The 21,384-nt window shown below is 69.9% G+C and carries 21 protein-coding genes and 1 pseudogene; 10 read left to right on the forward strand and 12 right to left on the reverse strand.

What is annotated here, in order from left to right:
• The first annotated feature begins 60 nt into the window (after positions 1-60).
• A complete protein-coding gene (gene dnaG / locus EXE52_RS05185) occupies positions 61-1,677 on the forward strand; it encodes a DNA primase DnaG (protein WP_089308320.1) in 1,617 nt (538 codons plus the stop codon).
• Positions 1,678-2,037: 360 nt separating this feature from the next.
• Here the strand turns inward: dnaG and EXE52_RS05190 are convergent, their stop codons facing one another.
• The 8 genes from EXE52_RS05190 to EXE52_RS05220 form a co-directional block, all read right to left on the reverse strand.
• The gene (locus tag EXE52_RS05190; protein ID WP_049930356.1) at positions 2,038-3,129 is read right to left on the reverse strand and encodes an A24 family peptidase; all 1,092 of its coding nucleotides are present in this window, start codon (positions 3,127-3,129) and stop codon (positions 2,038-2,040) included.
• A 62-nt stretch (positions 3,130-3,191) separates the two neighbouring features.
• Complete coding sequence (locus EXE52_RS05195; RefSeq protein WP_089308321.1) at positions 3,192-4,469, reverse strand: DUF6498-containing protein; 1,278 nt, start codon at positions 4,467-4,469, stop codon at positions 3,192-3,194.
• 80 nt (positions 4,470-4,549) lie between these two features.
• Positions 4,550-4,762, reverse strand: a complete 213-nt coding sequence (locus tag EXE52_RS05200; protein ID WP_049930351.1) for a hypothetical protein — start codon at positions 4,760-4,762, stop codon at positions 4,550-4,552.
• Positions 4,759-5,823, reverse strand: coding sequence for a GNAT family N-acetyltransferase (locus EXE52_RS05205; protein WP_089308322.1), 1,065 nt, complete (start codon positions 5,821-5,823; stop codon positions 4,759-4,761). The genes EXE52_RS05200 and EXE52_RS05205 overlap by 4 nt, the downstream gene beginning before the upstream one ends.
• A complete protein-coding gene (gene gatD, locus EXE52_RS05210) occupies positions 5,820-7,139 on the reverse strand; it encodes a Glu-tRNA(Gln) amidotransferase subunit GatD (RefSeq protein ID WP_137703500.1) in 1,320 nt (439 codons plus the stop codon). Before gatD ends, EXE52_RS05205 begins: the two co-directional genes overlap by 4 nt.
• A gap of 131 nt (positions 7,140-7,270) precedes the next feature.
• Entirely contained in the window at positions 7,271-7,546 is a 276-nt protein-coding gene (locus EXE52_RS05215) for a PadR family transcriptional regulator (protein WP_004597247.1), read from the reverse strand.
• A gap of 485 nt (positions 7,547-8,031) precedes the next feature.
• The gene (locus EXE52_RS18455) at positions 8,032-8,178 is read right to left on the reverse strand and encodes a hypothetical protein (protein WP_167373080.1); all 147 of its coding nucleotides are present in this window, start codon (positions 8,176-8,178) and stop codon (positions 8,032-8,034) included.
• Between the two features lie 117 nt (positions 8,179-8,295).
• Complete coding sequence (locus tag EXE52_RS05220; RefSeq protein ID WP_049930346.1) at positions 8,296-8,520, reverse strand: hypothetical protein; 225 nt, start codon at positions 8,518-8,520, stop codon at positions 8,296-8,298.
• A gap of 313 nt (positions 8,521-8,833) precedes the next feature.
• On the opposite strand from EXE52_RS05220, the gene priS reads away from it, so the two are divergent.
• The 3 genes from priS to EXE52_RS05235 all read left to right on the forward strand — a co-directional run bounded on the left by priS (position 8,834) and on the right by EXE52_RS05235 (position 12,494).
• Positions 8,834-9,997 (forward strand): DNA primase small subunit PriS, encoded by a 1,164-nt coding sequence (priS, locus tag EXE52_RS05225; protein ID WP_089308324.1) that lies wholly within the window; start codon positions 8,834-8,836, stop codon positions 9,995-9,997.
• Between the two features lie 10 nt (positions 9,998-10,007).
• Positions 10,008-11,138 carry a hypothetical protein gene (locus tag EXE52_RS05230; RefSeq protein ID WP_089308325.1) on the forward strand — a complete coding sequence of 377 codons (1,131 nt, stop codon included), beginning with the start codon at positions 10,008-10,010 and terminating at the stop codon, positions 11,136-11,138.
• Positions 11,139-11,243: 105 nt separating this feature from the next.
• Positions 11,244-12,494: an MBL fold metallo-hydrolase gene (locus EXE52_RS05235; RefSeq protein ID WP_089308326.1), complete on the forward strand. Its 1,251-nt coding sequence runs from the start codon at positions 11,244-11,246 to the stop codon at positions 12,492-12,494.
• Between the two features lie 6 nt (positions 12,495-12,500).
• On the opposite strand, the gene EXE52_RS05240 is transcribed toward EXE52_RS05235, so the two are convergent.
• On the reverse strand, positions 12,501-13,364 hold the full coding sequence (locus EXE52_RS05240; protein WP_241988199.1) for a hypothetical protein: 864 nt from the start codon (positions 13,362-13,364) through the stop codon (positions 12,501-12,503).
• The gene (locus EXE52_RS05245) at positions 13,361-13,951 is read right to left on the reverse strand and encodes a transcriptional regulator (protein ID WP_089308413.1); all 591 of its coding nucleotides are present in this window, start codon (positions 13,949-13,951) and stop codon (positions 13,361-13,363) included. The genes EXE52_RS05240 and EXE52_RS05245 overlap by 4 nt, the downstream gene beginning before the upstream one ends.
• 451 nt (positions 13,952-14,402) lie before the next feature.
• Between EXE52_RS05245 and EXE52_RS05250 the strand changes: the two genes are divergently transcribed.
• Positions 14,403-15,218, forward strand: a complete 816-nt coding sequence (locus EXE52_RS05250) for a hypothetical protein (RefSeq protein ID WP_137703501.1) — start codon at positions 14,403-14,405, stop codon at positions 15,216-15,218.
• Here EXE52_RS05250 and EXE52_RS19125 read toward each other — a convergent pair.
• A pseudogene (locus EXE52_RS19125) lies at positions 15,218-15,362 on the reverse strand (IS6 family transposase); the annotation flags it as partial. The gene EXE52_RS05250 and the pseudogene EXE52_RS19125 sit on opposite strands and share 1 nt — an antisense overlap.
• A 546-nt stretch (positions 15,363-15,908) precedes the next feature.
• On the opposite strand from EXE52_RS19125, the gene EXE52_RS05255 reads away from it, so the two are divergent.
• On the forward strand, positions 15,909-17,486 hold the full coding sequence (locus EXE52_RS05255) for a DUF1102 domain-containing protein (RefSeq protein WP_089308328.1): 1,578 nt from the start codon (positions 15,909-15,911) through the stop codon (positions 17,484-17,486).
• 64 nt (positions 17,487-17,550) lie between these two features.
• On the opposite strand, the gene EXE52_RS05260 is transcribed toward EXE52_RS05255, so the two are convergent.
• Positions 17,551-17,808 carry a hypothetical protein gene (locus tag EXE52_RS05260; RefSeq protein ID WP_049930330.1) on the reverse strand — a complete coding sequence of 86 codons (258 nt, stop codon included), beginning with the start codon at positions 17,806-17,808 and terminating at the stop codon, positions 17,551-17,553.
• A 117-nt stretch (positions 17,809-17,925) separates the two neighbouring features.
• On the opposite strand from EXE52_RS05260, the gene EXE52_RS05265 reads away from it, so the two are divergent.
• The 4 genes from EXE52_RS05265 (at position 17,926) to EXE52_RS05280 (ending at position 21,371) form a co-directional block, all read left to right on the forward strand.
• Positions 17,926-18,789, forward strand: coding sequence for an inositol monophosphatase (locus EXE52_RS05265; protein WP_089308329.1), 864 nt, complete (start codon positions 17,926-17,928; stop codon positions 18,787-18,789).
• Between the two features lie 496 nt (positions 18,790-19,285).
• Positions 19,286-19,816, forward strand: a complete 531-nt coding sequence (locus EXE52_RS05270) for a DUF5817 domain-containing protein (RefSeq protein ID WP_049930326.1) — start codon at positions 19,286-19,288, stop codon at positions 19,814-19,816.
• A gap of 65 nt (positions 19,817-19,881) precedes the next feature.
• A complete protein-coding gene (locus EXE52_RS05275; RefSeq protein ID WP_086220236.1) occupies positions 19,882-20,901 on the forward strand; it encodes a PGF-CTERM sorting domain-containing protein in 1,020 nt (339 codons plus the stop codon).
• Positions 20,898-21,371, forward strand: a complete 474-nt coding sequence (locus EXE52_RS05280; protein WP_089308330.1) for a hypothetical protein — start codon at positions 20,898-20,900, stop codon at positions 21,369-21,371. The genes EXE52_RS05275 and EXE52_RS05280 overlap by 4 nt, the downstream gene beginning before the upstream one ends.
• The last annotated feature ends 13 nt before the right edge of the window (positions 21,372-21,384 follow it).

A 21,384-nucleotide genomic window follows, 5' to 3' on the forward strand; every position in this document is an offset into this window, starting at 1 on the left:
CGCGAGGAGCGCAACGATACACGGACGGGCGCTACCGCCCGCTATCACCATTCACCACTCATGAAAGACACAGAGAAATACCTGATACACGCCACCATCGCGGCCGACGGCGTCGTCGAGCGGAGCGACGTCGTCGGGGCGGTGTTCGGCCAGACGGAGGGGCTGCTCGGCGACGAGCTGGACCTCCGGGACCTCCAGGAGTCCTCGCGCGTGGGTCGGATCGACGTCTCCGTCGAGTCCGAGAACGGCCAGTCGTTCGGCGAGGTCACCGTCGCGTCGAGCCTGGACAAGGTCGAGACCGCGATCCTGGCCGCCGCGCTGGAGACGATCGATCGCATCGGCCCCTGTCACGCCTCCGTCGAGGTGACGAGCATCGAGGACGTACGGGCGGCCAAGCGCCGCGAGGTCGTCGAGCGCGCAAAGGAGCTGATCGCGGGCGGCTTCGAGGAGACGAGCCTCGCGAGCAGCGACGTGTTAGACGAGGTGCGCGACGCCGCCCGCGTCGAGGGCATCGTCGACTACGAGGGGCTCCCGGCCGGGCCGCGCGTCGGCGACTCAGACGCCGTCATCGTCGTCGAGGGCCGCGCCGACGTGCTCACGCTGCTCGACTGCGGGATCAAGAACGCCGTCGCGGTCGAGGGGACGAACGTCCCCGAGGCGGTCGCCGAGCTGACCGCCGACCGGACCGTCACCGCGTTCCTCGACGGCGACCGCGGCGGGGAGCTCATCCTCCGCGAGCTCGCGCAGGTGGGCGACGTGGACTACGTCGCGTTCGCGCCGCCCGGCGAGTCCGTCGAGGACCTCGACCGCGACGCCGTCTTCGAGGCGCTCCGCGGGAAGGTCCCGTACGCGAGCCTCGCGGACGCCGGCGATCTCCGAGCGGCCGCCGGCGACGAGGATCCCGAGGACGGCGACGGGGCGTCCGTCAGCGACGGGACGACTACCGACGACGTGGCACCCGACGACGACGGTCCCGAGTCGGCCGCGCGCGTCGGCGACGGCGGCGCGGTGCCGAGCGGTTCCGCGGGCGGCGACGCGGTCGACCCGTCGCCCGAATCGACCGAGCCGCCGACTGCCGGGTCGACGACCGAATCGCGCGACGCGACGGACGCCGACGCCGAAGTCGCCGGAACGAGCGGCGCGTCCGCCTCCGGTGGCGAAGTAGAACCGGCGGATTCGGCGTCAACTCCCGAAGAAGCCGGCGGTACCGACACCGTCGCGGACGACGCCGCCGGAGAGACCGACGAGGTGTCCGGAGGCGACGCGACCGCGGACGAGATGGCTAGCGACAACGCGACCGCGGACGAGGAACCTTCGGACGGCGCGACCGCGAACGAGGAACCGACGGACGGCGCGACCGGCGAGCACGACGAACCGCGGTCGATCGCGGCGCACGTCGACGAGGTCGTCGACGGCGAGACCGGCCGCGCCCGGCTCCTCGGCGACGAGTTCGGCGTCGTCGATGAGGTCGACGCGGGAGACGCGTTCGACGCGGTGGAGGGGGCCGAGCCCGCGCCGCGAGCCGTCGTTGTCGACGGCACCGTCGACCAGCGGCTGCTCGACGTGGCGGCCCAGCGCGGGGTCGGCGACCTCGTCGGCCGCGACCTCGGGGAGTTCGTGAAGCGCCCGGTCGGAACGCGGGTACTGACGGCGGCCGCCCTCCGCGCTGGGAGCTAGCGAGACGGGGAGGTCGTCGTTGATCGCTTACGGATCGTCGATCGCCGATCGGCGGTAAAAACCGCTAAAGTCGCAGCTGCTCGCCGATAAAAGAGCGATTGGCGATCGGCGGCGAACGCCTCCAAAGCCCCAGCCGCGATTCCCGCTCGCTTCGCTCGCGGGAATCGCGACTGCCCCTTTGAGTCTCACCCGACCGCACAGCAGCCGCACCTCACGCCTCCCCAGCCTCGTCGCTGGCGCCCTCCGCTTCGCTCCGGGGCCAGCAACTCCCTCGCGCGTGCGACTCGCGGCCTGCGGCCGCTCGTCGGCACACGCCGCCGCACCGCTCATATGTTTATAAATGGCGTCGTCAGTGTCGGCTCACACCAGCCCGAGCGCGCCCAGCGCCGCGAACAGCGCGTCGCCGTACGTCAGCGAGGCGACGAGTCCGACCGCCATCGGGACGACGAACGGCATCCCGGGCGAGACCAGCACGCGGTCCTCGCGGGCGACGACGTCGAGGCCCTCGCGGAGCGTCGCGGCGTCGGTGCCGTACGCGCCGTGATCGATCTCGTCTAGGAACCGCTCTGCCGCCCACGGGTCGTCGGACTCGCGGTCGGCGTCGCTGTCGGTCTCCGCGTCGGCCGCATGCCCGCCGTCCGGGGCCGCGTCGTCAACTGCCCGTCCTCCGTCGGTGGGCGCGTCGTCAACTGCGCGCCCCCCGTCGGTAGGCGCGTCGTCAACTGCGCGCCCCCCGTCGGTCCGCGGACCGACGTGGGTCCCGCCGTCGGTCGGGGCGAACGTCTCGCCGACCGAGGCGGGGTCGCGGAGGTCGTCGGGGTCGGCCCGCACGTCGGCGAGCGTGCGGCCGCGCCACCGGAGATACATCCGGAGCGCGTCGAGATCGAGGCCGTTCCGGGTCGGCCCGTCGGGGTCCTCGAACAGCCGCCCGTGCCGGTCGGGCAGCGAGTCGGTCGCGACCGGTCGCGCGAAGAACATGAGCCGCGAGGCCTCGCCGCGGACGAGGTTGAAGACGGCGAGGCCGACCGGGTACGCGAGCCCGAGGAGGACGGTGTTCGTGAGGATCGTCAGCGAGAACACGCCGAGCTGGGTGTCGACGAGCGGGAGCGTGACCCCGGCGAGGTCGTACGCCGGGAACGTCGGGAAGAGCACCGCGAGCGCGATCATCGCCTTGGCGTCGGCGCCGCCGAACGCCCCGAGGTACCAGAACGCGTAGCCCAGCGGCGCGACGAAAAGCAGACTGATCGCGACTCGCACCAGGAATCGCATCTCCACGAACCCCCCGAGAGGCCAGATCGTCACAATCTCCCAGACCAGAAGCAGCGCGCCGAACAGGTACAGCGGCGGCCACAGCCTGTTCGGGAGGCGCCGGGTCCGGACGTCCCGGATCGCCGCCCACGCGAACACGGGGACGACGACGAGTCGGAGGAGGTCCGGCAGCGTCGCAACCATGTCTCCACGGGCGAGACGGGACCAATTAGGCGTTCGGGTTCGCGTATCGATATCGATAGCCGTCAGCCGTCCGGCCGGTCCGGCCGCCGATCGAACACGTCGAGGACAGGCTCCGGGTCGTCGAGGCCCGGGATCCGGTACTCGTCGTCGCGCAGTTCGATCACGACGGTCTCGGTCCCGAGCCGCCGGTCGAGCCGCCGGCGCTCCACCCGCAGATCCGTCTCGTCCCACGGCTCGACGCGCCACATCGTCGCGCCGGACAGGCGGTCGCGCGCGACGAGCGCGCCGTCGCCGGCGCGGTACTCGACGAGCCCGTGCCGGAGTTCGTGGTCGAGCGCGGCGAGCGCGAGCGGGACCGCGAGCGCGGCCGCGAGGAGGAGGGCGACGGTCCCCCAGTCGCCGCCGAACGCGAACAGGAGGCCGAGGAGCGCGAGGCCCCCGCCGACGTACCAGAGCCCCGGGTGGCCGAGCGGCGTCGTCAGCGCCCCGGCGAGACGAGCGCGGCGGGGCTGGCGGACCGTCTCGGTCGGCTTCGCGAGCGATCCGTCGACCGGCTCGGCCGCGGGCGGGTCGTAGGAGAGCCCCAGATCGAGCGACGACGACTCGTCGAACGCGGCCAGTCGGTCGCCGTACAGGCTCGCGAGGTCGAAAGCGAACTTCACCGCGACGATGCCGAGCAGGAGGGGAATCCCGATCGCGTCCGGATCGATCGCAGAGATCGGCGTGTCCTCCTCCAGCGTTCCCGCGCCGACGATCGTGACGGTGAACAGCGCGCCGAAGAAGATCGCCGCGCCCTGAGCGAACACGCCTTGGATCGCGGTCTGCGCGCTGTGATCCCGGTGCTCGCCGCGACCGAAGTACTCGACGAGCGTCGTGACCCCCTCGCCGATGAAGAGGGCGAGCGTCGCGAGCGCGACCGTGTCGACCACGGTCGAGACGGTCCCCTCCTCGACGACGACGCCGACCGTGAGCGTGCCGACGACCAGCCAGACGACCGCGAGGATCGGCGCGGCGACGGGGAGGACGAGCAGCGACGAGAGCCGGACCTGAACGCCGGTCCACGGGATCGACAGGGCGACCCGTCGCTGTGCGAGCGGGCCGATGAGCAGCCCGTCGCGTTCTATCTCGGACGGGCGTCCGGCGAACAGCGCGCGGACGAGCGCCCACCCGGAGGCGATCCCGAGTTCGAACCAGTACAGCGTCATCAGCGCGGCCGCGTTCCAGCCGAGCGAGACCACGCCGACGAGCGGGAGCAGGTTCGCGAGCGCGACCGAGAGGACTCGGGGACGACGGCCGCGGGCCAGCGCGCGCAACCCGTCGGGCGGGCGAGAGGAGGGCATCCGTCGGTCGTTCCGGGTCGGCGTACATAAGCGGCCGGGGGTTCGGCGGGGGGCTCGGACCGGTGCCGCGCGCGACCAATTTAGCGCGCCGGACCGGCGTCGCGGTGGAGATAGAGGTACGCCAGCACCGGAACGATCGTGAAGAGGAGCGTCGAGGCGGCCCAAACGACCGCGTAGCGGCTCCCGCGCGCCCTCGCGTCGCGGTAGATCCACACCGCGGCGGCGACGACGACGCCGTAGATCACGAGCGTGAGCGGCAGCGACCACGGGAGAGCGAGACCGAAGAGGGTCATCCGTCTCCACCGGTGAGGTCGGCGCACATGACGAAGTCCGGCTCCGCCGCGACCGGCACGCGGTTCGCGCCGGTGTCGCTGACGTGCTCGACCGTCTCGGGGATCAGCACGCGAGCGCGGTCGGCGTCCGCCGCCGCGGCGTCGGCGGCGATCGCGTCGTACAGCGCGCCCGCCGCGCCGACGTCGCGCCACGCGGCGACGCCGTAGACCGCGGTCCGCGTGGGCTCGCCGTCGACCTCGCGCTCCGTCACGCGGGTCCGGACCGCGAAGCCGGCGAGCGCGTCGGCGTCGGCAACCGCGAGCAGTCGGTCCTCGGCGGCCGCTGTCGCGAGCTCGTCGCGGGTGAGCCGGGAGCAGGCCCACGACTCGTCCGGGTCGAGCGCGAGGCCGCGCAGGCGGTCGCGGGCGGCGCTGTCGCTCCAGAACGCCCACGCCGCGTTCGGGTCGGGGTCGGGGAGACGGTCGAGACCGGCGGCGTCGCGGTCGATTGCGTCCGGGTCGGGCGCCGGCTCCGCGAACCGGAACTCCGTCGCGGGGTCGAAGCCGACCGCGCGCGACTGGCCGAGTCCCATGACGTTCCACGAGAACACCATGTTGCGGCAGACGGTCGCGCCGCGTCCGCGCGCCCAGTCGAGCACCGCCTCCGAGAGGGCGGTCCCGACGCCGTGGCCGCGCGCGGCGGGGTCGACGCGGATCCCCTGTCCCCACGCCTCCCACTCGCTGAGGAGCGCGCCCTGGATACAGCCGACGACCGCCTCGGGGTCGCCCGCGTCGGCGGCGCCGTCGCCGTCGCCCGTGACGTGCGTGTCGCCCGCGTCTCTGCCGTCGAGGTCGCCCACGTCGGCGGCGTCCGGGGGGAGCGTCGCCACGAAGGTGCCGCGGTCCGGGTCGTCGGACGCGGCCCACTCCGGGAACACGCGAGGGATGTAGTCCTCGTGGCGCTCGCCCCACGTGTCGCGGGTGAACGCCGCGACCGCGTCGGCGTCGGCCGGGCGCGCCTCGCGGACGACGACGGTCGGCGCTGCGTCGGCCTCGTCGGCGTCGTCGGCTGCCTCGCTCATCGCCAGGGCCGCGACTCCTCTGTCAGCTCGCCCGCGAGGTCACGCGTCATCGCGTCGGCGGGGTCCGCGCGGTTCGCGAGCGCCCACATCAGCTTCACCTTCGCGGTTCCGGGGAGGGTGTCGCCCGCCTCGACGACGCCGGCGTCCAGCAGGTCGCGGCCGGTGTCGTACACGCGGTCGCAGACCCGACCTTCGAGGCACTGGCTCGTCATCGCGACGACAGTCCCGCCCTCGACCAGCTCCTCGATCCGCGGGATGAGGTCGGTGTGGACGTGGCCGAGCCCGGTGCCCTCGATCACGACGCCGTCCTTGTCGTCGAGGTACGCCCACGCGGCCGGGTCCATTCCGGGCGTGAACTTCACCAGCTCCACGTCGCCGTCGAGGTAGGGCTCAAGCGCGATCGCGTCGCCGTCGGCCGCGTCGCTCCCGTCGGTTCCGCCCCGCGAGCGCGGCTCGCGGTTCCACTCGATCGCAGCGTCGGCCGTGTCACCGTCGGCGCCCGCCTCCGCGGCGCGCTCGTAGTCGATCAGCCCGAGGGGCGCGGCGCCGACCGTCTCGAAGGCGTCCCGGCGCGAGGTGTGATTCTTGCGGACGCGCGTGCCGCGGTGGAGCGCGCAGGCGTCGTCGGAGGGGTCGGCGTGCATACAGACGAGGGTCTCGCTATGCTCGGCCTTCACGGCCTCGACGGCGCACACCGCGTTCATCACGTTGTCCGACGAGGGCCGGTCCGCGGAGCGCTGGCTCCCCGTGAACACGACCGGGACGGGCGAGTCGAGCATAAAGGATAGCGCGGACGCGGAGTACTGCATCGTGTCGGTGCCGTGCATCACGACGACGCCGTCGGCGCCGGCCTCGATCTCCTCGGCGACCGCGTCGGCGAGGTCGCGCCAGATGGACGGCTCCATGTTCTCCGAGAGGATGTTCGCGACGACGCGCCCGCGGTAGTTCGCGCGCCCGGCGAGTTCTGGGACGGCGCGGAGGACGTCCTCGGCGTCGAACTGCGCGGTGACGGCGCCGGTCCGGTAGTCGACGGTGGAGGCGATCGTCCCGCCGGTGGAGATGAGCGAGACGGTGGGGAGGTCCTCGTCGAAGGTGATCTCGGAGGTGGCGTCGGCTTCGTCGTCGGTCTCGGCCGCAGGGTCGACCTCGCGGGCGGCGGAGTCCAGCACCTCGACATCGGCCGCCTCGCGGTCGATGCCGACGTTGTAGCCGCCGTCCAGCTTGACGACGAGGTGGTCGCGCGTCGTGGAGGGGAGCAGTACGCCCTCGTTGGTGACGCCCCCGCGCTCGACGCGGACGCGATCTCCCGGTTGCATACGCTCCGCTTCCGCCGGGGCGGACTTGAATCCAACCGTTCGAGGCGGCGCGACAGGAGCATCGCAAAAACGGCGAGGAAGAAGAGAGGCCGACGGCTATCGACCGAGTGCGGGAGCGGCGGGCGGCCGGGTCAGTGCTCGATGTACTCGGCTTCCCAGTCGGTCCGGGCCTCGATCTCGCGGCGGCCGCGGCGGGTCAGCGTGTAGTAGTTGGTGCGGCGGTCGCGCTGGCCCTTCTCGACGAGCCCCTTCTCGACGAGCGTGTCGAGGTTCGGGTAGAGGCGGCCGTGGTGGATCTCCTTTTCGTAGTACTCTTCGAGTTCCTCCTTGATGGCCAGCCCGTGCGGCTCGTCGAGCCCCGCGATCACGTAGAGCAGGTCTCGCTGAAAACCTGTGAGGTCATACATACGACTGCTTAGACATATTATCCGAAAATAAATAAATATACCGTTACATCTGTCCTCATACGACCAGCCGGCGGCACCTACGCCTCCGTAACCGACGGGTTCGTTCTGTCAACTCCGTAACTGTCATCCGAAATAGAGCGGGTATTCGGCGATGGGAAGTCGTTACGGTTACCTGATACGTGCCCGGAACCCGCGGCTCACAGGAACGACTGGCTGTCGGAGCAGGGCGCCGATCGGAGAGAAACCGAGCGGCTCCGATCGGGCGCGACGAGACGGAGGCGAGGCGCGATCGGATCAGGGCGTGCGAGGCGCTATCGAAGCAGGATATGCCGGACGCTGTCGGATTCGCGCTCGAAGAAGGCACGCCCGACGCGGAAAAAAGCCGCGTCGAGCCTGCCGATTGGTCCCCGCTGACGCTTCGGCCCTCCAGACGAAGCGTCACCTGACGATAGCAGGTAGAGCGTAATAAACGTGTTGTACGCCGCTCACATGTGTTCTTCTTCTAACACCCAGCCGAGCGCGCGCTTGTAGTGCGCGAACAGCTCCTCGACGCCGCGGTGGTTCATCTCTTCGTCGTCCAACTGCTCGCGCAGGAACTCGTACTGCTCTCTGATCTCCTCTTCCGAACGCATACCACTCGGTACGGAGCGGTCCCGGATAGTGTTGTGGCCGGAAGGGTGTCGAGCGGTTGACGGGGCGCCGTCGCCGAGACTCTCGCGACTGACTGAGGGCTCACCGGATCCGGAGGGTCATCGATACCACCAGACGACCACGCCGACCACGAGGAGTGCGCCGACGGCGGTCAGTACCCCGCCGAACCGCGGTGACCACCCGACCGTCGCCACGCCGAGAAGCGTCGCCACACCGAGCATCGCCGTCAGGAGACCGGTCACCAGAAATATCGCGCCCAACACGACATCGGGGACCAGCTTTGCGACCTCGTCGATGAGCAGGTCGAGTGTCTCGTCGAGCATGGGGACCGGCCGTGTTCGGCCGACGACGGTGCCGGACTAAATGCTGTCGACGGTCAGTGACGAGGAGAGGGCCTGAGGCCAAATCACGGCCGCCTGGTTACACATATGGATCGTAGTTCGACAGAGGACACCGCAAATTCCCAGCCGCGGGGCCGCGCCCGTACCGCGCAGCGCCCCACGCCTCCCCAGCCTCGCGGCTCGCGCTCTTCGAGCGCTCGTCGCCACGCGCCGCCGCGTCTTTTCGATGAGTGCTGTCGCGGACACCGGCGAACGGTAACGTTGATACGTCGACCGCGGGTACAAGAGGAGACGAATGGACGACCGGACTCGCGAGTACCTCCGGGGGCGGTTCGGCGACTACTACCGGTCGGTGTCGCTGTCGCTCCCCCCCGACGCGAACCTCCGCGAGTGGGGGCACATCCCGTGGACCCCCGGGTCGGGGACGACGATGGTCCGTCACCAGTCGCTGTACGACCTCGGCGACGTGGACACCTTCTTCGCCGACAACGCGCCCCGGCACGCCTACTTCTCGGCCGCGCGCTACGACGACCCCGGAGCGACGACGATGGGGCAGAAGGGGTGGCGGAACGCCGACCTCGTCTTCGACCTGGACGCCGACCACCTCCCCGGCGTCGACCCCGAGACCACCTCCTACCCGGAGATGCTGGCGGCGTGTAAGGACGCGCTCGTGCGGCTGCTGGACTTCATCGACGACGACTTCGCGTTCGAAGACGTGACGGTCGTCTTCTCCGGCGGGCGGGGCTACCACGTCCACGTCCGGGACGAGAGCGTGCGGGAGTTGGACAGCGAGGCGCGCCGCGAGATCGTCGACTACGTGCGCGCCATCGACCTCGACAGCGACGGACTGATCCGGACGGTCTCCGACCGGGGGACAACGAAGCGCGTCCTCCGCACCGAGGGCGGGTGGGGCGCGCGCGTTCACGACGCGCTGGTCGAGTACGCCGACGACCTCCGCGAGATGGGCGACGAGGCCGCGCGCGAGCGCCTCATGGAACTCGACGGGATCGGCGAGGGGCGCGCGGAGACGATCCGCGGCGCGTTTGACCGGAACCCGACCGCCGTGCGCGAGGGCAACGTGGAGGCCGGCGGGCCGGGCGTCCGCCGGCTCGTCTCCGCGCTCGCCGCGCGCGTCGCCGCGACCGACGCCGCGCCGATCGACGAGCCGGTGACGACCGATACCCGGCGGCTCATCCGGCTCCCGGGGACGCTCCACGGCGGCTCCGCGCTCGTCGTCACGCCGCTCGACCGCGACGAGCTCGCCGACTTCGACCCGCTCCGGGACGCGGTCCCGGACCGGTTCGTCGGCCGCGAGATCCGGATCGAGACGGACGCGGATCGGACGGTAGAATTAAACGGCGAGCGCGTCAGAGTTGAATCCGGTAGAAACACCGTGCCCGAGTTCGCGGGAGCCTTCCTGATGGCCCGCGGCGAGGCGCGGAAAGCTCCCGAACGATGACCGACGACAAATGAACCTCGACGAACTCCGATCCGCGCAGGCGAAGGAGCGCCGGAAGGACAGCCTCCAGCACCTGCGGGACTCGTTTTACGACGACGTGGGCGCGTACGTCGCGGACCTGCGCGCCGCGCGCGACCGCCGCGCCGAGCAGGTCGAGAACCCGTTCTCCGACGACGACGTCCGCCGGCTCTCCGACGAGGTGGAGACCGCGGAGGAGGTCGCCGAGGCGCTCTACGAGCGCCGGGTCGGGAAGGTCGTCAAGCTCGCCTCCTTCGCCGCGGCCGACATGTCCGTCGACGAGGAGGGAATGACGTCCGAGGAGCGGCGGCTGTTCGACGACCTCGTCGAGCGCATCAGCGCGAACAAGTCAGCGGTGCTCGACGTGCTCGCGGGCGAGTCGCCGGTCCCGGACGAGTCCGCGACCGCGGACGGCGACGACCGGCCGCTCAGGACCGAGGAGGGGTCCTCGGCCCCCGAAGCGAGGACGCCGGACCCGAGTCGGGCAGACACCGACTCACCCGACGGTGGCCCCGAGCCGTCGGACGCGGACGCGGCTCCCGCCGACCCGGAACCCGAGCCGTCGGACGCCGCTACGGCGTCGGGCGACGCCGGCGCCCTCGCCGGCGCGATGGGCGGCGACGGGGGAGACTCCTCCGCCGACGCCGAGCCGGAGCCGAACGAGGACCGCCCGGCGCCCGACCCCGAGTCCGCGTCCAACGGCGGCGAGGGTCCGACGCCGGTGCCCCCCGAACCGGCGCCTCCGGGAGCGGTCGGGGCCGACGACGCGGCCGACGCCGACGACACGATCGGCGACAGCGCGATTGGCGACAGCGGCACGGTCCCGGGCGATCGCCCCGCGGGAGACACGGACGAGGGGGCCGACCCCGGCGCGACGACGGACGGGGGAGCGATCCCCGAGTCGCCGGCAGGGGGCGGATCGGACGCGGCTGCGGAGCCGGGTGCCGGTTCGAAGCCTGACCGGCCCACCGAGCGAGCCACGGTGCGGATCACCCGCGACGTGGGAGCGATCTTCGGCGTCGACGAGCGGGAGTACGAGCTCGCGAGCGAGGACGTGGTCTCACTGCCCGTCGAGAACGTCGATCCGCTCGTCCAGCGCGACGCCGCCGAGCGGATCGACTGACCGCGGTCGGCGAGGTCGGTCGCCCAAGTGAGTGACTCACTGCGGTCGACAGCGCCGCTCGGCCGACCGACGGACACTAACGCCAGCGGCCGCTACGGTCCCTCGATGGAGATCGAGTTCCTCGGCGGCGCCCGCGAGGTGGGGCGGAGCGCCCTCCTCGTCGACGACGCGCTGCTCGTGGACTACGGACTGATGACCGCGGAGCCGCCGCAGTACCCGGTTCGCGATCCCGAGCCCGACGCGGTCGTCGTCTCGCACGGACACCTCGACCACGTCGGCGCGGTCCCCGCGCTGCTGAAGGGCGACCGCCGCCCGCCGATCCACTGGACGCCGCCGACCGGGGAGCTCGCGCGGACGCTCGCCGAGGACACGCTGAAGCTCCACGGGAACAGCCCGCTGTGCCCGTTCGGCGCCGAGCACGTCGCGCGGTTGGGCGAAGTGGAGGTGCGACACGGCTACGGCGACCCCTTCCCGGTCGCGGGCGGGATCGACGGCGGCGGCTACGAGGTGACGCTGTTCTCGGCCGGGCACATTCCGGGCTCGGCGCACGTCCTCGTCGACGACGGAGACACTCGGCTGCTGTACACCGGCGACTTCCACACCGACGACCAGCGGCTGGTCGCGGGGACGACGGCGCGCCCCGACGCCGACGCGGTGATCTGTGAGTCCACCTACGCGGACGTGACGCACGAGGACCGCGCCGCGGTGGAGTCGGCGTGGGCCGAGCGCGTCGAGCGGACCCTCTGGGAGGGCGGCACCGTCGTCGCGCCCGCGTTCGCCATCGGCCGGACGCAGGAGATGCTCCTCGTCGCGGCCGCGAACGACCTCACGCCGTACGTGGACGGGATGGGCGTCGGGGTGACGGAAACGCTCCGGCGGTACCCGTCGTTCCTCCGTGACGCCGACGCGTTCGGGGAGGCGGTCGGGCAGGCGCGCGTCGTCACGGGCCGCGACGGCCAGCGGAAGCGGGTCGCCGCCGAGAGCGCGCTGATCGTCACCACCTCCGGGATGCTCGCGGGCGGCCCGGTCCAGACGTACCTCCCGGAGATCAGGACGAGCCCGACGAACCTCGTGACGCTCACGGGGTATCAGGTGGAGGGGACGCCCGGCCGCGAGCTACAGGAGCGCGGGCAGTTGGAGCTGAACGGGCAGGTCAGGCCCGTGAGCGCGCGGGTGGCGTCGTACGACTTCTCCGCGCACGCCGACCGCGAGGGGCTGGAGTCGTTCCTCGACGCGTACCGGGACGCGCGCGTGCTGGTGAACCACGGCGACCGCTGCGAGGCGTTCGCCGCGGACCTGCGCGCGGACGGGGTCGACGCGAGCGCGCCCGAGGTCGGCGAGCGAATCGAGCTGTGAACGGGGTCACTCGTCCTCGACGACGGACGTGTTCCGGACGGTTTCGGCGTCGAGCGGAACCCCCGTTCGTCTGACGCCGGGGCCCTCTCTCGGAGCGACGTGGTTCGCTCCGTTCCACCCCGGGTGGAAGTACGCGACCCCCTGCTCGGGGAACGCGACGCCGACGATCCGCTCGTTCGACGCGTTAGTCGATAGCTGCGGCCGCACTGGACTCGACGGATTCAGGCTCGCGACAGTTTCAGACCGGAGACTCCCCTCGGAACCGTTCGCACCCGGGACGGAGTCGGTGAGCCAAACGGTCGCCTCGACGGTCGCGCGTTCCCCGCCCGCCTCGACGAAGGCGTTCCCGACGCCCGCGTACCGGACGCCGGTCACCATCGAGCTCGTCGGGACGCAGGTGACGGTGTGGACGCGGCTGAGCGAGACGCTCACCCCGCCGCCGTTCCCGTCGACCTCGAAGACGAGCGGGACTCGCTCCCGCACCGGGCAGCGCAGGGTGACGTCGACCGCGGCGGCGGCGCCCTCGTCGAGCGACGAGGGGGAGTCGACTGACTCGATCGTCGCACGTGGCGATCCGGACGGCGCGATCGATACGTCGACGTCGATGTCGTCGAGGCCGCTCCCGAACCGGTTGCGGTACTCGACGACTGCCGTCAGCTCTCCGTCGCGGACCTCGTCGCTGAGCGGCGCGTAGCCGAGGTACGCGCTCGTGTCGTTCGTCACGGTGACCGCGAGCCCCCGCTCGGCCTCCATCGCGGTGAATCCGGCGGTGCCGAAGACCAGTCCGACCGCAGCGGTGAACGCGAGCACGAGGCTCAGCGCGCGGAGGGGCCGCACGCGGGTCGACGACATCCGGGCCGGGATACTCATTCTCGCCGGCGGATTTCGGGTGGTTTCTCCGTGTTTCCGAGGCGTGCTTGGCGGCCGATCACGTGGTGAGCGACCGAAGAGATTCCGAAGACGGTTGCAGTGAACACTCCCACGTCGATCGCTTCGAGCCCGGCGAACCCCGGCGTTCCCGTAGCGACGGCGAGCAGGAGCGAAGCGGCGAGGCCCGCGAGCCCGACGTAGTAGAGGCTCCACGGGATCTCTCTGCTCCGGAGTACCTCGACGTAGATGTCGAGCTCCTCGAGTTCGGGCGTCGGCGCGACGAGGTTCTCCTCGTCGTCGATCGTGACCACGTTCTTCTCCTCCAGTTTCGGCAGGTGCGTCCGCTGGAGGGTGCTATACACGTTCCGTCGGTCCTCGTACCGGACCTCCTCCGGATCGACGCCACGCTCCCACGCGGTGACGTGCGTGGAGAGATCCGAGACCTCGACCGGCTCGTCCGCGCGCTTGAGCGCGTGGATGACGAACCGGCGGCGCCTGTTCGACAGCAGTTTGAAGATCTCGTCTTCGGACAGTTCGCCGCCGCCGTTTCGCCCCGCCCCGTAGGTCGTTGTCGCTGTGGAGAGCATCGATGTGATCACCTGGTTCCGCGCCGGCGGGTCCCCCTCCCGTGAACCGGCGATTTTCGCTTATAATGTGTGATTGTGTCTATCATAAATAGGTTGGATAATTAACCTGTTAATTTAAGAAACGTGATGAGAAAACGTTCGGCTCGTCGGTTCCTCGAGAGACAGTTGAACCGCGGAGCGGGGTCGTCGCGGGTTTTCAGGGAGTGTTTGAGACGCGGCGAGCGCTTCAGGTGCCGGCTTCAGCGTCTCCACGTCGGGTTCAAGCGCGGCTCGATACGGGCCGCGAGGAGCGGTCGACCCGTATTGAGGCGCTCACGTCGCGTTATCGAGCCCGGTGCGTGATCGTGTCGAGAATTTCATAACGAAGTACCATGCCCCGTATGGATTATCCGAGCGCTCCCGGCCCGGACGACCGGGTTGCGGGGGTGCGCGAACACAGGTGAGATACGACATGGAACGACGCAAATTCCTGATCGGTATGGGATCGCTCGCTGCCGGCGGGGCAGCTGCAACGGGGACTGGTGCGCTGGATACCGTCCGTACCGAACGGGGGATGGCAGTCGATGTCGCAGGAGACGGAGCAGCGTACCTCGGTATTATTCCGAACACGGATTCCGAGTTCGTCGACACGGTCAATACCAACGGTCAAGTCAGACTTGATTTCGCTAGCGACCACAACGGGGGTAAAGGCGTCAACACTGACGGAGTTACGTCAGCCCGCCCGGCGTACACGCTAAAGAATCAGACGACCAATGACCTCTACGTTGAGGTCGCCAACCCACTCCGGAACCCGGAATACACCAGTCCTGCTACTAACGACGCGTTTACGGGCCAAAGCGGCAACCGAGAAGTTGATGTTCCTGCAGGAGTTGACGTACAGTTCATTGCAGCTACTTCCGATTTTATTGATCCAAACAGTTCGGGAGGCAGTGTGGCGCTCATCGATCGAGACACTGCACCGAATTTCAACAGCGGTAATTTCAATGATCCGTCAGGTAACGTTTCAGCACGGACAAAGATCCCGAGCTACGCAGGCAATTATAACACACTCGGCGATGATAGCAAGACGGGCCATCTCCTGCTTGGGGCTGGTGAAAGCATCGAAGTCATTGCACGCGTTATTGTGAACAGCGAATTGTATGAACTCAGCGGTCCAGAGAAGGAAAATGAACTTTTCTCTGGCCAGTTCTTGGCTGTCGAAGCGTACAGTGAGCAGGATGCGACGACGCTTGAGGCACAGACAAACATCTCCAGTCTAGCGCCGTAAACGGAAACGGTATGCCGAAGTGGTAGTCCAACCACATGGAGCTGGATACCGAGCCTCATCACCGGCTCGGGCGTCGCTTCTCGCTCCAGAAAATCTAAACCGGTACAATCAATCTCCCTTCTTGATGCGGTCGAACGAGCGCATGAACCACTTGATCTTTTTACCGCCTCATTCTGCGACCTTATGTTAATACCGCCGCAGGCTCAGGACAGAAACCAGAGCCCAGCCGCTCGGTACTACGACACAGAGGTTAGTCGCTGAGGATTCTAATACTCCGTCGCGAGGAGCGTACACGCTCGCTTTGGTCCCCTCAGTCACTCGCGTTGCTCGCTTCCTGCGACCTTTCTGTCGCCTGTGTGCTCCTCGTGACAGTAAGGCATTACTCGCCTCAAGTAGCCGATATCAACATCCATTTTGAATCCCATCCCGCGGCGCAAAGCCCCCACGCGTCGCGGCTCACTTTCGGTCGTCGCGTCTCTCGCGGACTCCTCAAACCCTACTGGGCGCTTGAAGGCGTGCCACCACACGACAAGTAATCATCGCATATGCTGTATTGACAACACCGAGGCAAGAATTATCACTGTTGAAAATTTCAACAGGAGCTTAGTGTCTTATTTGAGAACAATCGATCCTCAATACGCTATCGAGGACAGATTACTTTGGTGTCTATAATCCCTCTATCTCTCTGTGATGACGACTCGGGGTTCGGCGACGACGCTAGTGACGCTCGCCGGGATTACAGCGATCGCCCTAATTCTCTCCACAGGAGCCGCATTTGTCGACCAGCCCACCGACCCCATCACCGACGACGTCGCCCTCCAGCCCGGCGACAACCCCTACGCCTACCTCGACGAGAACGGCGAACTGGCGATCGACATCACCGAGGACAACCCCCGGATCGAACACGAGGGCATCAACGTCGACGCTGTCGCCATCCAAGACGGCCTCTTCTATATCACCTACGACGGGAACGCGACCGCCGAGGCGTGGATCGAACACGAGGGCACGGGCGTCACCTTCGTCGTCGACGGCGAGTCGGTCGAGAGCCCCGAGCGGGCCGCGCGGCTCACGCCCGAGAACGACGCGGTGCCGGTGGGCGTCGAAATCGACACCCGTATCGCCGAGATCGCGCCGGGCGACCGACTCATCGACGAGATTGCGGTCCACGCCAGAGTCGCGGAGCCGGAGGAACCGTCCGGCGGGGAGGACTCGAGCGACGACGGCGACGAAGGCGACGACCCGAGCCTCACCACCGACCCGATCGTCTCGGTCGCTCGCGCGTCCCCGAGCGTCCGAGAGGTGACGCTCCGGTCGGTCGTCGGCGGGGACGAGACCGCGGTCGACCTGCGGGGGCTCCGCGTCGGCGACCCCGCGATCCGGCTCGACCGGCTGACGTTCGTCCGGGAGTCGCCCGGCGACGTCGAGTTCGCGGTGCGGGGACTGAGCGACCGGCCTGCGGAGGCGCCGCCGCCACCGCCTGGCGTCGACCCCCTCGGGTACTACGCGGTCGAGTTCGCGGAGCCCGGCCAGCCGGTCGCGGAGGCGACCGCCGAGATCGTCGTGGACCGCGACCGGCTCGCCGCGGCCGGGGTCGCCCCCGAGCGGGTCGCCGCCTACCGCGAGACCGAGACGGGCTGGGAGCGCGCCGAGATGCGCGTCGTCGACGAGGGGAGCGAGACGGTCAGGCTGCGGGCCGCCACCGAGGAGTTCTCCGCGTTCGCGGTCGCGGCCGAGCGCCCGGCGCTGGCCCCGACCGAGACGAACCTCTCCGACGAGGAGGTCGCGCCTGGCGAGCCCCTGACGGTCGCGGTCGACATCGAGAACCGCGGGCCGGCCCCCGCAAGGGACGAGACGATCCGGGTCGAGACTGCCGACGCCGAGGCGGTCGCGAGCGACGAAGCGGTCGCGGTCGATATCGGCCCGGGCGCGACGGCGACCGAGTCGGTGACGGTTCGGTTCAGTGAGCCGGGGGAGTACGACCTCGTTCTCGCGGGCGAGGCGGTCAAGACGAGAGCGACCGGGGACGGTCCGATCCTCGGATCCGTCACGGTGACGGATCAAGCGGAGGGCTCGGGCGACGACGGAACCGAGTTTGACGCCGGAGACAGAGTAGGGAACGGCGACGATGGAGCGCCGGGATCGGCGGACGACGGCGGCGGGTCGAATCCAGAGCTGTCCGAGTTCGATCTCAGCGACCTCGCGGGGCTCGCGGCGCTCGTCGGGATCGTCCTCGCGACGCTATTCCTAGTTCGGCGCGCGCCGCGGTGATCGCCGTGGGTAGCGGTCGAGACAAGAGACGCGAGAGAAGAGCCGGACCGCGAGGCTAACGTTCCTACTCCCCGCCGTCGGTGTACGCCCAGTCGTCGAGGACGCGCTCGGCGGCCGCGTTCGCCTCCGCCGGGGAGGGGCAAGAGCCGTCGACGACCTCTTCAGAGAGTTCGCCCGCGAGGTCGTACACCGCGGCCCCGTCGGCGCGCTCGGCGACGCGCTCGAAGGTGGGCCGGTAGCCGGCGGCGGCGCGCTGACCGATCTCGTCGAGCGAGGCGTCGATGGTGTACTCGAGCTGACGGACCGCTTCCTCGGGTTTCATATCCAATTGTCCGACTCCGACCTACTTAAATGTACTCGGATTCGGAACTGAGTTAATTTCGACTCGCGCCCCGCGTCGAACCGACGTTTATACTCCGCGGCGGCGTCGACTGGGCGCATGACCGACGCAGACGAGCGCGGCGCCGATTCGGGCGGGCGCGAGGAAGTCCCCGCTCCCGCGGCCCGCGCGGGCGACGTCGACGAACGCGCCGCGGTCGCGAAGCGTGCCGCGGAGGCGGGCGCCGCGGTGGCGAACGAGGGCTTCCGGAGCGACATCGCGGTGGAGACGAAAGGCGAGGACGACGTGGTGACCGAGGCGGACCGCGCCGCCCAGCGCGCCGTCATCGAGTCGATCCGCGAGTCGTACCCCGACGACGCGGTCGTCGGCGAGGAAGAGGACGAGCGCAAGACGGTCCCCGAGTCGGGCCCCGCGTGGGTGATCGACCCCATCGACGGAACCCACAACTACGTCCGCGACATCCGCGTGTGGGCCACCGCGGTCGCCGCCGTCGTCGACGGCGAGCCGGTGGCGGCGGCGATCGTCGCGCCCGCGCTCGGCGACACCTACATCGCCGACGCCGAGGGCGCGTACCGCAACGGCGAACCGATCGCGGTGAGCGGCGTGACCGAGACCCGGCACGCGACCGTCGACCCGACGATCTGGTGGGAATACGACGCCCGCGACGAGTACGCCCGCGCCTGCGAGGCGATTGTCACCCGCTTCGGCGATATGCGCCGGCTCGGCGCGGCGCAGGTGGTCCTGCCCACCGTCGCCGCCGGCGGGCTGGAGGGGACGATCACGAACGTCGCGGCGAACCCGTGGGACACGGTGGCGGGCGTCTTCGCGATCCGACAGGCCGGCGGGCGCGTGACGGACTTGGACGGGAACCGCTGGCGGCACGACTCGACCGGGCTGGTCGCCTCGAACGGCGCACTCCACGACGAGGTGCTCGCGGCCGCGAACGAGATCGAATCAGACTGATAAGCGGAGTCCGTAGTCGTTGCTGGTCAGTGCCGAGTCGTTAGGTGATAAATCGAGGTCGCCGATCGGTGGATAGCCGCCGTATCCGTTCAGTTATAACTGGCTGATAGCGGATCGACGGCGAACACCGCCGAAGCCACAGTCGCTTGTTTATAAATGACTGGTGGCGGATCGACGGCGAACACCGCCGAAGCCCCAGTCGCGAGGACGACGCACGCTCGTTGCGCTCCTCGCTCGTTCGCTTCGTTCACTCGCTGCGGTGCTTACGTCGCCTGCGTCGTCCTCGCGACTGCCCCTTCGAGTCCCGCCCCGCACCGCGCCTCACGCCTCCCCAGCCTCGTCGCTCGCTTCGCTCGCGACTCCCTCGCGCGTGCTCCTCGCGGCCGCCGGAGGCGGCCACTCGGAGGCACGCGCCACGGCATCGTGTTGGGTTGTCGAGGGCCCGGCCGCGTCTCGGAGCCGAGGGTTCAACTTCGGGGCCGGCGAACCCCGTCGCATGTACGCGGTCGTCGGCTGTAACGAGTGCGCCAACATGTGGCTGGTCACGGACCCGGAGACGAGCGAGACGGCGAAGTGCTCGCGGTGCGGCAAGACCCACCGGACCGCCAAGCTCAAGCGCTTCTTCGAGTCCGAGGAGCGCGCGGCGGCCCGCCAGGCGCGGTCCGCGCTGCTCGCCAAGAAGCGCGGCGACAGCGCGGCGTTCGCCGAGGTGGACCACGTCGCCGACCTCGAGGCCGCCGTCGAGGACGCCGGCATCGGCGACCGCGAGTACCTCGAGTCGTCGGGCATCGACGCCGACGCCGTCGACGAGGCCGCCTCGCGCGCCGAGGGCGGCGGGGGCGGCTCCCGGAGCCGCACCGAGGTCGTCCGGGACGCGGTCGACGCCCTCGACGACCCGACAGAGGCGGCCGTCGTGGATCGCGCCGCGGCCGACGGCGTCCCCGCCGACGCGGCCCGCGAGATCCTGACCCGCCTCGCGCACCGCGGCGAACTCACCGAGTCGAACGGGCGGTATCGCCTCCTCTGAGCTCGGTTCCAAGCGCAGACGCCGACTGGACAAAGCACTTATATGACGCTCGTGAGGGGTCGCGTATGGACACCCGCACGGCCCTCCTGGCGGCGGCCGCCGCCCTCCTCGTCGCGAGCGCGGTCGGCGCCGTCGCCGTCCCCGGCGCGATCACCGACCCGCGGGAGACGAACGAGCCGCCCGGCCGGATCGACGTCGCCGGCGCGACCGTCGCGCCCGGCGAGGTGCGCGGCGAGACCGCCGAGCTCCGGCTCGGCACCGACCTCCGCCACCGCGGCTCGACGGTCGAGAACGTCACGGTCCGCCACCGCGCGATCGGCAGCGAGTCCGGCCTCCTCGTCGACGAGACCACGGTCGACGTGGGCGACGTCGACTTCGAGGGGGAGCAAACGGTCAACGGCACGGTCGACGTCGAGCGCGAGGGGGGCTACCGCATCGAGACGGTCGTCTTCGCGGACGGCCAGCGCCGCGAGGAACAGACCACTCGCGTCGGCGGCGTCGCGGCGCTCACGCCCGACTACGCGGACACGAGGGTCGGCTTCACCGACGGGACGGTCTGGCCGACGGTCGCCGTGAGCGTCACCGAGGCCGACAACGAGACGGCGACGCTGTCGGCGTCGATTTCCGTGACGAACCGCGGCGACGAGCCGAGCGACGACGTCGACCTCCGGCTCTACCTCCGGCAGGCGGAGTCGAACGTGATCGCCGGGGAGGCGACGGAGACCGTCGGCACCGTCCGCCCCGGTCGCACCGACACCGTGACGGCGACCGTCGAGGTGCCGAACGGCTACAACTACTACGTCGACGCCGCGCTGTTCGACGACGACGTGCTCGTCGACGAGACGCAGGGCGTCGCGAACCTGAACCCGCAGGAGACCCTCTCCGCGAACGAGACGGTCCGCGACGTACAGTTCACCGTCGAGGACTTCGAGCGCGGCGAGGGGGGCGTCGGCGGCGACAGTGCCGGTGACGACGGAGCGACGCGAGACGGCGGCGCCAGCGGCGACGCGACGCCCGGTTTCGGCCCGCTCGTCGCGCTCGTCGCGCTCGTCGTCACGGCGCTGCTCGCACGGAGGCGACGATGACTGACGAACCGCCGCGTGCTGATACGACCGACGAACCGCCACGTGACGGCCCGAGCGACGACCGCGCGACTGCCGACGGCGACCGCACCCGCGACCCACCACAGCCAATGACAGACGACACCGACGCGACCGACCGCACGGAAACGGGTCCCGACCGGACGGACCCGGAAGAGACCGACACAGACTACTGGACAGAGCCGGCCGGCTCCGGCGGCTTCGGCCGCCTCTCGACCGACGACCTCCGCGGGCTGCTCGACCGCGTCGGGCTGGCAGTGCTGTCGCTGCTCGCGGTCGTGGCTGGCTGGGGGTTCTACAGCCAGTCCGGCAACGCGATCCGCACGTGGTTCGATCCGGCCTACCAGTCCGTGGCGCTCGCGGTGTTCAACCTCGCGGTCCTGCTCGTCGCGCTCGCGGGCGTGGCCCACCAGCTCCGTCGGATCCGCTCGGCGGAGTCCGGCGGGTCCGAGTAGACCGGCGCCGGAG

This window comes from Halorubrum sp. CGM4_25_10-8A, assembly GCF_005435025.1.
GTDB classification, from domain to species: Archaea; Halobacteriota; Halobacteria; order Halobacteriales; family Haloferacaceae; genus Halorubrum; species Halorubrum ezzemoulense.